The following is a 9,803-nucleotide window of genomic DNA, read 5'->3' as shown; positions in this document are numbered from 1 at the left end:
CCGAGTCGTCCGTCGGTGCCGACCTCTCGGGCGACGCGGGTGACCTCCTGGGCGAAGGCCGAGAGCTGGTCGACCATCGTGTTGATGGTGGTCTTCAGCTCCAGGATCTCGCCCCGCGCGTCGACGGTGATCTTCTGGGACAGGTCGCCCTGGGCGACGGCGGTGGCGACCTGGGCGATGTTGCGGACCTGGCTGGTCAGGTTGTTCGCCATGAAGTTCACGTTGTCGGTGAGGTCGCGCCAGGTGCCCGCCACCCCGGTGACCTGGGCCTGGCCGCCCAGTCGTCCGTCGGTGCCGACCTCGCGGGCCACGCGGGTGACCTCGTCGGCGAACGAGGACAGCTGGTCGACCATGGTGTTGACGGTGTTCTTCAGCTCCAGCATCTCGCCCGCGACCGTCACGGTGATCTTCTGCGTCAGGTCGCCCTGGGCGACGGCGGTGGCGACCTGGGCGATGTCGCGCACCTGCTTGGTGAGGTTGTCGGCCATGAAGTTGACCGAGTCGGTGAGGTCGCGCCAGGTGCCGGCGACGCCGGGTACCTGGGCCTGCCCGCCGAGCCGGCCCTCGGTGCCGACCTCGCGGGCGACCCGGGTGACCTCGCCCGCGAAGGTCCGCAGCGTGGCGGTCATCGAGTTGAAGCTCTCCACCAGCGCCGCGACCTCGCCGCGCGCCTCGACCACGATCTCCTGCGACAGGTCGCCCTCGGCGACCGCGGCGAGCACGCGGCTCAGCTCGGCGGTCGGCCGGGTCAGGTCGTCGATCAGGTCGTTCACCGCGTCGGCGGCCAGCACCCAGCCGCCGTCGCCGGTGCTGGGGGCCAGCCGCTCGTCGAGCCTGCCCTCCTGGCCGACGGACTGCCGAACCCGCGTCAGCTCACCGACGAGCCACTGGTTGCGCTCGGCGATCTCGTTGAACACCTCGGCCAGCTCCGCGCCCACCCCACCGCGCTGCGCGTCCCCCTTGGGCACCACGAGGCGGCGGCGGAAGTTGCCGTCCCTCATCTCCCTCATGGCCGAGAGCAGGCGGGTCAGGGTCACGTCCGTGTCGTCCTGAACGGTCGTCACGTAGAGCCTCCTGTGTCAGCGGAACTGCGCCAAGCCTGCCACTGTTGGGGGCGACTTGTCCGATAGGTTGGGTCGAACCCGACACACAGGAGCCGCGATGGCCCAGGGCTACCGGCAAGGCGCCGATACGGGCCTCGACCTCGCCGCGTGGCGCCGTCTCGTCGACGGCTTCCACGAGGCCGTGGTCGTGCTCGACCCGGATGCCGTCGTGCGCCTGGTCAACCCCCTCGCGGCCGTGCTGTTCCCCGACGCGCGGCCGGGGGCGGTGCTGCCCCAGCCGCACGGCCGCCGGCAGGACCTCGGTGGCGGCTGGACCGCCTGGTACCGGGGCGCGGACGACTTCCTGGACCGGGCCGGGCAGCGGTTCACCCTGTTCACCGACCGGGCCGCCGCGCTGAGCACGGTGGTCGAGCTGGCGCCGGCCGAGCACGCCGTCGCGGTGCTGCCCGGTCCGCGCGGGCGGCTGGAGTGGTGGCGGCGCACGCCCGACGGCGACATCGCGTCCACCCGCACGCCCCGCCAGGCGGCCGCCGGCGCGGCGGGTCTCGCCGCGGTGCTGAACGGCGAGGCCGAGCACGCCGATGTCACCACTTCGGGTGAGGGTCCGTGGGGCGTGTCGGGGCTGGGCCTGGCGGTGCCGCTGATCGCGGGCGGCGCGCTGGTGTGCTTCGGGGGTCCGCGGGACCTGGAGCTGCTCAAGCGGTACGCCGAGCGGGCCGCGGTGGCGGTGGCGGCCGGCAACCGGTTCGCGGAGCAGGAGCGGACCGTGGCGGCGCTGCGGGCCAACCTGCTGCCGTCGCCGCTGCCGGAGGTGCCCGGCGTGCGGCTGGCGCGCGTGTACGAGCCGGCGCACGCCGAGGCGCTGGTGGGCGGCGACTTCTACGACGTGCACCCGCGCGAGGACGGCAGCGCGGCGTTCGTGCTGGGCGACGTGGCGGGCAACGGGCTCGAGGCGGCCGCGCAGAGCGGCCGGGTCCGGCAGAGCCTGCACACGCTGCTGCTGGTCGAGCAGCGGCCCGCGCAGCTGCTGCACCTGCTCAACGCCGCGCTGCGGGCGGCGGGCAGCAGGCTGTTCACCACGCTGGTGGTCGGCACGATGATGCCGGTGCAGGCGGGCGGCCTGCGGCTGACCCTCGCCGCGGGCGGCCACCCCGCGCCGCTCGTGCTGCGCGCCGACGGCCGGGTGGACGAGGTCGCGGTGCACGGCGGGATCGTGGGCGTGCTCCCGGAGGTGCGGTTCCACCAGACCACGGTGGTGCTCGCGCCGGGGGAGACCCTCCTGCTCTACAGCGACGGGGTGACCGAGGCGCGCAAGGACGGCGACCGGCAGGAGCTGTTCGGCGACACCCGGCTGAAGTCGGCGCTGTCCGGCTGCGCGGGCCTGGCCGCCGACCGGGTGGCCGAGCACCTGCGGGCGCTCGTGTTCGGCTGGCTGGGCACGGCCGAGCACGACGACCTGACCATGATGGTGGTGCAGGCGGAGGTCTGAGGCCGCGTCCCCCGGCCAACCGGGCTTCCGGTGAGCGGAAGGCCCGTTGCCCCCGGCTCGTGGTGATCAATAACGTTCCCCGCGGTCGGGACCGGGACGGCGCCGTCCGCCGGGTGCCGGCCGCTGAACGGCGCAGCACCGCCACCCCGTCGGGTTCACCCACCCCGACGACCCGAAAGGCCCGCTGCGGTGGAAGGATTTCCCGTGGTTCCGCCGGAGCACCTCCAGACCAGGGGGCCGCGGCTTCGACACCGAACCGCAAGGGGAGCATGAAACCGTCGTCTTCGACCTCTGAGCACAGCGCCCGCTCACTGTGGGGCCCGCTGTTCACAGACCCGGACGTGGAGGCCGAGATCTGCGACCGGGCATGGCTGCGGGCCATGCTGGACTTCGAGCGCGCGCTGGCCATCGTCCAGGCCCGCGCGGGCCTGGTGTCCGAGGAAGCGGCCCGGATGGTGGTCACCGCCATCGACGTCGGGCACTACGACCCGGTGGCACTCGGCGAGGGCGCCCTGATCTCGGGCACCCCGGTGGTGCCGCTGGTGCGGGCGATCTCCGCCCACGTCACCCCCGAGGGCCGCGCCGCCGTGCACAACGGCGCCACCAGCCAGGACGTGCTGGACACCGCGATGTCGCTGGTCGCGCACCGGGCGCTGGGACCGCTCCTGGCGGGGCTGCGCGGCGTGGCCGCCGAGTGCGAACGGCTCGCCGAGCGCCACCGGGACACCCTGATCGCCGGCCGCACCCTGGCCCAGCACGCGCTGCCCACCACGTTCGGGCTCAAGTGCGCCGGGTGGCTGGTCGCGGTCGACGAGGCCGAGCACGCGCTGGTCCGGGTGCGCGCCCACCGGCTGGCCGTGCAGTTCGGCGGCGCGGCGGGCACGCTGGCCGCCGTGGCGGACCCGGGCGCCCGGCTGACCGACGAGCTGGCCGCGGAGCTGGGCCTGGTCGCGCCGCTGGTCCCCTGGCACACCAACCGGACCAGGGTGGCGGAGCTGGCGGGCGCGCTGGGCGAGGCGGCGGGCGTGCTGGGCAAGATCGCGCAGGACGTGGTGCTGCTCGCGCAGACCGAGGTCGCGGAGGTGGCCGAGGCCGACGGCGGCACCTCGTCGGCCATGCCCCACAAGCAGAACCCGGTGCGCGCGGTGCTGGTCACGGCGTGCGCGCGGCGCGTGCCCGGCCTGGTGTCCACGCTGCTGTCCGGGATGGCGCAGGAGCACGAGCGGGCCGCCGGCGCCTGGCACGGCGAGTGGCAGACGGTGACCGAGCTGCTGAGGCTGGTCGGCGGCGCGGTGCGGGGCACGCGCGAGCTGCTGGCGAGGCTGCGGGTGGACACCGCGCGGATGCGCCGCAACCTGGAGCTGACCGGGGGCCTGCTGATGGCCGAGAACGTGGCCGTGCGGCTGGCCGCCGCGGTCGGCCGCGCCGAGGCGCAGGACCTGGTGGCGGAGGTGTGCCGGACCGCGGTGGGCTCGGGCCGCACGCTGCGCGAGGCGCTGCTGGCCGACCTGCGGATCGGGTTGACGGAGAAGGAGGTCGACGACGCCCTGGACCCGGCGGGCTACGTCGGTTCCGCGGGGGAGTTCGTCGACCGCGCGCTGGCCGCCCACCGGGGGAGGGGCAGACCGTGAAGCTGCACCACGAGTTGAGCGGGCCGCCGGACGCGCCCGTGGTCGTGCTGGGCAACTCCCTGGGCACCACCACCGCGCTGTGGGAGGCGCACCTGCCGGTGCTGCACCGGCGGTTCCGGGTGCTGCGCTACGACCACCGCGGCCACGGCGGCAGCCCGACCGCGCCGGGTCCGTACCGGATCGACGACCTGGCCGACGACGTGCTGGAGCTGCTGGACGCGCTGGACCTGCCGCGCGTGTCCTACTGCGGGGTGTCGCTGGGCGGCATGGTCGGCATGTGGTTGGCCGGGCACGCGCCCGAGCGCATCGAGCGGTTGGTGCTGTGCTGCGCGGTGGCGCTGTCCCCGACCGCCCAGCCGTGGCTGGACCGGGCCGCCGAGGTGCGGGCGTGGGGCACGGGGGCCGTCGCGACCTCGGTGGCGCGGCACTGGTTCACCGGTGAGTTCGCGACGCGGTGCCCGGAGGTGGTGTCGGCGTTCGCGGTTGGTGTGTCCACAGTGGACGACGAGGGTTTCGCGGGGTGCTGCGACGCGTTGTCCGCGCTGGACCTGAGGTCGGTGCTGCCCGCGATCGAGGCGCCGACCGCCGTGGTCGCGGGGGTCTACGACGAGGTCACGCCGCCGCACAGCGGGTGGGCGGTGGCGGAGGCGATCCCCGGCGCGTCGTTCCACCTGGTGCGGGGGGCGCACCTGGCGGTCGTCGAGGCGGCCGAGGAGGTCTCGGCGATCATGGACGCGCACCTGGGGGGTTGAGGGTCGGCCCGGGAGGTGCTTCGGGAGGTTCGCCCCTGGAGCTGCCCCCGGAAGATTCACCTCGGGCGGTTCGCCCCCGGGGGTTCGCCCCCCGGGGGGTCGCCCCGGAAAAGCCCCGAGGGGTGGCGCCGGAGCGCCACCCCTCGCACCGCACGGGCCGCTTACTGGTTGCGGGCCTCCTGCTTGACCTGCTGACCGGACTCGCGGGCGTGGTCACCGACCTCCTGCGCCGAGCCCTTGGCCTGCTCGGCCGTGGTCTGCGCCGCCTGCTGCGCGGTCTGCTTCACCTCGTTCGCCGCATCGGTGACGGCCGAGGTGGCGTCCTCCTTGATCTTCTGCGCGGACTCGGTGAGCGCTTCCTTCACCGGCTCCACCACGTCGCTCGCGCGCTCGCCGAGCTGGCGCACCGCGTCCTCCTCCGCCCGCGTCGCGGGCAGGAGCGCGGCGACGAGCGCGCCGGCGCCGAACGCGATGAGGCCCGCGGCCAGCGGGTTGCCCCGCGCCTGCTGCCGGGCCACCTGCGGCGCCTGCTGCACGGCCTGACCGGCCTGCTGCGCGGTCTGCGCCACGGCGTGCGCGGCCTCCTGCGCCTTGTCGCCCACGGTGGACGCGGCGTCCTTGGTCCGGTCGCCGACCGTCGAGGCCATGTCGGACGTCCGGTTCTGCACGGTCGTGGTGTCGGGCATCGTGCCCATCACTCGCTCCCTCATGGTCGTCAGGCCGTTCCGGACCCGGTTCACCCGGCGCTGCGCGATGTTGCGCGGCCTGGTGTGGTCGACGATGCGGTTGGCGTCGGCGACCAGCTCGGCACGGGTGCGGTCGATGTCGTGCCTTATTTGGTCGGGTGTCGGGCCCATTCCGCGTCCTCCTTGAGGGTTTCGATGGTGCGTTCCGGCTTGGGCGACACGTGCTTCAAGCGCGCGCGACCGGTGGAGAACAGGGCGAACCCGGCGATCCCCCACAGGGCGGCGACGATGAGGGCCGCCCAGCCCAGCGGCATGATCGCGCCGAGGGCGAAGACGAGGGCCAGGCTCAGCAGCACGACGGTCATATAGCCCGCGAACCCGGCGGCGCTGAGCATCCCGGCGGCCTTGCCCGCCTTCGACGCCTCCTCCCGGATCTCCGCCTTGGCCAGCTCCAGCTCCTGGCGCATCAGCTTCGACAGGTCCTGGGTCAGCTCACCGATCAGCTCGCCCAGCGACGACTGGTCGTCCTCGGGCGCGTCGATGCGCGGGTACGGGACGTCGCCGGTGCCGGCGGGGGGATAGGTGTTCCCCGAGGTTCCTGGGACGCCGGTGGTGAAGGCGCTACCGGCGGTCTCAGCGCTGGACATACGTGCTGCCCTCCGGGTCGTAGGCGCCACCCGCCTGGCTCGGCGAACCCTGCCGGCCGCCGGCGCCCGCCTGGTAGGTGCCACCGCTCGGGTACTGGGTGCCGGCGGGGTAGCCGGTGTCCGAGGGGTAGCCGGTGCCCGGCACGTCCACGCCGGTGCGCGGGGCCGGGGTGCTGAAGTCGGGCTCCTGCGGCAGCTGCGAGGTGGTGGGCAGCGGCGTGGTGTGGTCGCTCGCCAGGTAGCCCTGCTGCGGGCGGTGGTCCTGCGGCTGGCCGTTCGAGCCGCTCACGCTCTTGGCGACGCGGGCGACCAGGAAACCGGCCACGGCCGCGCCGATCAGGAAGGTGCCCGGCTTGCGCCGCGCGTAGTCCTGGGCCGAGGTCAGCAGCCCCTGCGCGCCCCGCTCGTCGAGGAACCGGGCCGCCTGCCTGCCGCTCTCCGCGACCTGGCGCAGGGCCGGCGCGGTCATCGAGTCGGAACCCGAGTTCTCGGCCATCGAGTGGAGCTCGTCGGCGATGCGGTTGATCTGCTTCGACACGCGCTGCGCCTGCTGCTCCGCCTCGCCGGCGACGCGTTCGCGCACGTTGTGCACGACGTGCTTGGCCTGGCCCTTGGCCTCCTGGGCCACCTGGCCGACCTGCTCGCGTGCGGTGGCACCCACCTCTCCGGCGGCCTGCCTGGCGTGCCGCGCCACGGCGGTGCCTTCCTGTTCGGCGGTCTCGCGGACCGCGCCCACCTGGTTCTCGGCCACGACTGACTCCTCACGGTCGGCGTGTTGCTCGTTCTCGCCCCATGACCTACCCAGGTCGCGCCGGCCTAATCAACTTCGCCATGGCAAAGATCTTTCCGGCGGAAAGTGAGAGAGCCCCGCGCCTGGGGTACGGGCGCGGGGCTGCGGGTTATTCCGGGGCGGGCGGCAACGCGGGGGTCAGAACGAGAAAACGGTTCCGGTCTCGTTCTCCATCACGCAGCGGTTCGGGAACTCCTCGACGTACTCCACCGGTTCACCGCGGTAGACGCCGAAAGCGGCCACGGTCACCGGGTCGTACTCGTAGGTGCAAATACCCGGCTCACCCGTGCCGAGCTGTTCGAAATCCCCGCCCGCAGCCTCGATCTCACCGCAGGCGGTCTGCGCCCCGGCGTGCTCGCCGGTGGCCGGGTCGCAGCTGAACCGGGTGCTGTCGATACCACTTCCCTGCTGGTAGACGGCCAGCAGCAGGTCGGTCTCCGGCGGAGCGGCGGACGCGGTGCCCGCGCCGACCAGCGGAGCGGCCAGCAGGCCCGAGGCGAACAAGGACGCCATGAGGGTTCGAGTTCGTCGCATGGTCCGTGGGTGACCCGATCGGGCGGTAGGTATTCGGTCGAATTGCCACGTCACCGCAATGCAGTAGCGGTCCCGGTCTCTTCGTCGGAGTTCTGGACAGGGCTTTTCCTGGACTTTTGGCGTGAAATTCCCGGTCGCTCCGAATAGTGCTCGGCAGGGACCGTTCGACGCCCCGATCACCGGGCGGGGAGGGCGGAGATCCGGTCGTCCGGCACGAGGTCGTGACCGTAGATCCGCCGGGCCGGGCATGAGGCGAGGAACACGCACGCGCACCGATGTCCTCGGTTTATCCGGTCGAGCGGGGGTCAGACCGGTCGAAGCGGGGTGTGCGGGCCGTCCGGCAGCTCGACGTGGATGCCGTCGCCCGGACGAACCTCACCGCCGACCAGCACGACGGACATGATGCCCGCGCGGCGCACCACGTTCCCGTCCTCGTCGCGGCCCACGACCTCCTTGAGCAGGCCGGCGCGGAACGCCTCGATCTGCGGGCACGGGTTGCGCAGGCCGGTCACCTCGACCACCGCGTGCTCGCCCAGGCGCAGCCTGGTCCCGGTCGGCAGGCCCAGCAGGTCGACGCCGCGCGTGGTGACGTTCTCCCCGAGCTGCCCCGCGTCCACCGGGAAGCCCTTGGCGCCCAGCTCGTCGTGCAGCTCGGCGTGCATCAGGTGCACCTGGCGCAGGTTGGGCTGGGACGGGTCGCGCGCGACCCGCGACCGGTGCTTGACGGTGACCCCCTGGTGCACGTCACCCGCCACGCCGAGGCCGGCGACGAGCGTGATGGCGTCCTGGTTGGGCTTGGTGAAGGTGTACTCCCCACTCCGGCTCACGGCCGCGACGGTCCCCATGCGGCCGACCTTAACGGGAACGGCTCCCGGCGGTCGCGGGGATAAGCCGTGGCCGGAGCGGTGGTGGGGCTGATCGGTCTACACGCTAAAGGTGCGAATGGGGTAACCGTCTGTGCTCGAATCGTGTTCCGGGCTTACCGGCACCCGCCGGTTGCGCGACACTGGCGTGACAGGCTCTTGACGCTGCGTGTCCCCGGCGGTTGACTGCGTGCCTGTAACCGGTTCCGGTACCGGTTCCGCAAGGCCGCTGTCGAGGAGTGCACCGTGCGAGTCACGATCGCCGAAGTCGCCCAACGGGCCCAGGTGAGCAAGGCGACCGTGTCCCGCGTGCTCAACGGCAAACCCGACGTGGACGCGGCCACCGCGGCGCGGGTCCGGCAGGTCATCGCGGACGTCGGCTACGTGCCCAGCGCCAGGGCCGTCGGCCTCGCGCGCGGCCGCGCCCGCACCGTCGGGATGCTCGTGCCGTCGCTGACCTGGCCGTGGACCGGCGAGGTCGTGCAGGGCGCGGTGGACGAGCTGGAGTCCGACGGCTACGGGCTGCTGCTCTACACGGTCAACCGGGGCTCCGAGTCGCTGGCGCAGTTCGCCAGCCACGTGTCGGCCAAGGCGTTCGACGGGCTGCTGGTGATCGAGCCGCCGGACACCCTGAGCTACATCGAGACGCTGCACGACCAGGGCCTGCCGGTGGTGATGATCGACGACCGGGGGAGCAGGCCCGGGTTCCCGTCGGTGGGCACCACCAACCGGGAGGGCGCGTGGGCGGCGGCCAGGCACCTCGTCTCCGCCGGTCGCCGGCACTTCGCCGTGGTGACCGGGCCCGCCGACTTCGGGTGCGTGCGGGAGCGGCTGGACGGTTTCCTCGACGCCCTGGGCGGGCAGGGCGTGCACGTCGACCCGAGGCTGGTGGTGGAGGGCGACTTCACCACCGAGCGCGGCGCCGTGGCGACGGAGAAGCTGATGGCCACCGGGCTGCCGTTCGACGCGGTGTTCGCGCACAACGACCTGTCGGCCCTGGGCGTGGTGAAGGCGCTGAGCGCCGCGGGCCGCCGCGTGCCGGACGACGTGGCCGTGGTCGGCTTCGACGACATACCCATCGCGGGGCACGCGGAGCTGACCACGGTGCGCCAGCCGATGCGGCGGATGGGCGAGGCCGCGGCGCGGCTGCTGCTGTCGCGGCTGGAGGGCGCCACCCCGCCCGCCGAGCCCGTGGTCCTGCCTACGGAGTTCGTCGTGCGCCGTTCCGGTTGACCACCAGCCGGACGCACAGGAAGAGCAGCAGGGGCGCGAACCACGGGCTTTACGACTTCGTCGCCGGCTGTGCCGGGTGGCGGGAGACGGCGGGGTTCTGCCGGGCGGAAGCGT

The 9,803-nt window shown here is 73.4% G+C and carries 10 protein-coding genes; 4 read left to right on the top strand and 6 right to left on the bottom strand.

All coding sequences use genetic code 11. The features are described 5' to 3' along the window. Positions 1-1,010 (bottom strand): HAMP domain-containing protein (locus Q5530_RS08470; RefSeq protein ID WP_415361689.1); only part of this gene is annotated, 1,010 nt, incomplete at its 3' end. Positions 1,011-1,161: 151 nt separating this feature from the next. On the opposite strand from Q5530_RS08470, the gene Q5530_RS08465 reads away from it, so the two are divergent. The 3 genes from Q5530_RS08465 to pcaD all read left to right on the top strand — a co-directional run bounded on the left by Q5530_RS08465 (position 1,162) and on the right by pcaD (position 4,936). Continuing rightward, positions 1,162-2,553 carry a PP2C family protein-serine/threonine phosphatase gene (locus Q5530_RS08465; RefSeq protein WP_415361677.1) on the top strand — a complete coding sequence of 464 codons (1,392 nt, stop codon included), beginning with the start codon at positions 1,162-1,164 and terminating at the stop codon, positions 2,551-2,553. Positions 2,554-2,822: 269 nt separating this feature from the next. Next, positions 2,823-4,184 carry a 3-carboxy-cis,cis-muconate cycloisomerase gene (gene pcaB / locus Q5530_RS08460; RefSeq protein ID WP_415361676.1) on the top strand — a complete coding sequence of 454 codons (1,362 nt, stop codon included), beginning with the start codon at positions 2,823-2,825 and terminating at the stop codon, positions 4,182-4,184. Further along, complete coding sequence (gene pcaD, locus Q5530_RS08455) at positions 4,181-4,936, top strand: 3-oxoadipate enol-lactonase (protein WP_415361675.1); 756 nt, start codon at positions 4,181-4,183, stop codon at positions 4,934-4,936. Before pcaB ends, pcaD begins: the two co-directional genes overlap by 4 nt. Before the next feature lie 161 nt (positions 4,937-5,097). On the opposite strand, the gene Q5530_RS08450 is transcribed toward pcaD, so the two are convergent. The 5 genes from Q5530_RS08450 to Q5530_RS08430 all read right to left on the bottom strand — a co-directional run bounded on the left by Q5530_RS08450 (position 5,098) and on the right by Q5530_RS08430 (position 8,438). After that, positions 5,098-5,793 carry a DUF3618 domain-containing protein gene (locus tag Q5530_RS08450; protein WP_415361674.1) on the bottom strand — a complete coding sequence of 232 codons (696 nt, stop codon included), beginning with the start codon at positions 5,791-5,793 and terminating at the stop codon, positions 5,098-5,100. Then, positions 5,769-6,269 carry a phage holin family protein gene (locus Q5530_RS08445; protein WP_415361673.1) on the bottom strand — a complete coding sequence of 167 codons (501 nt, stop codon included), beginning with the start codon at positions 6,267-6,269 and terminating at the stop codon, positions 5,769-5,771. The genes Q5530_RS08450 and Q5530_RS08445 overlap by 25 nt, the downstream gene beginning before the upstream one ends. After that, on the bottom strand, positions 6,256-7,020 hold the full coding sequence (locus Q5530_RS08440; protein WP_415361672.1) for a hypothetical protein: 765 nt from the start codon (positions 7,018-7,020) through the stop codon (positions 6,256-6,258). The genes Q5530_RS08445 and Q5530_RS08440 overlap by 14 nt, the downstream gene beginning before the upstream one ends. 177 nt (positions 7,021-7,197) lie before the next feature. Then, positions 7,198-7,593 (bottom strand): SSI family serine proteinase inhibitor, encoded by a 396-nt coding sequence (locus Q5530_RS08435; protein WP_415361671.1) that lies wholly within the window; start codon positions 7,591-7,593, stop codon positions 7,198-7,200. A gap of 305 nt (positions 7,594-7,898) precedes the next feature. Further along, positions 7,899-8,438 (bottom strand): MOSC domain-containing protein, encoded by a 540-nt coding sequence (locus Q5530_RS08430; protein ID WP_415361670.1) that lies wholly within the window; start codon positions 8,436-8,438, stop codon positions 7,899-7,901. A 264-nt stretch (positions 8,439-8,702) separates the two neighbouring features. Here Q5530_RS08430 and Q5530_RS08425 point away from each other — a divergent pair, with 264 nt between their 5' ends. Next, a complete protein-coding gene (locus Q5530_RS08425; RefSeq protein WP_380640160.1) occupies positions 8,703-9,689 on the top strand; it encodes a LacI family DNA-binding transcriptional regulator in 987 nt (328 codons plus the stop codon). The last annotated feature ends 114 nt before the right edge of the window (positions 9,690-9,803 follow it).

The organism is Saccharothrix sp. BKS2 (assembly GCF_047689505.1).
In the GTDB taxonomy this organism is placed as follows: domain Bacteria; phylum Actinomycetota; class Actinomycetes; order Mycobacteriales; family Pseudonocardiaceae; genus Actinosynnema; species Actinosynnema lopnurensis.
The sequence above is the reverse complement of the archived record's forward strand: the minus strand, read 5'-3'. Positions and strand labels throughout refer to the sequence as shown.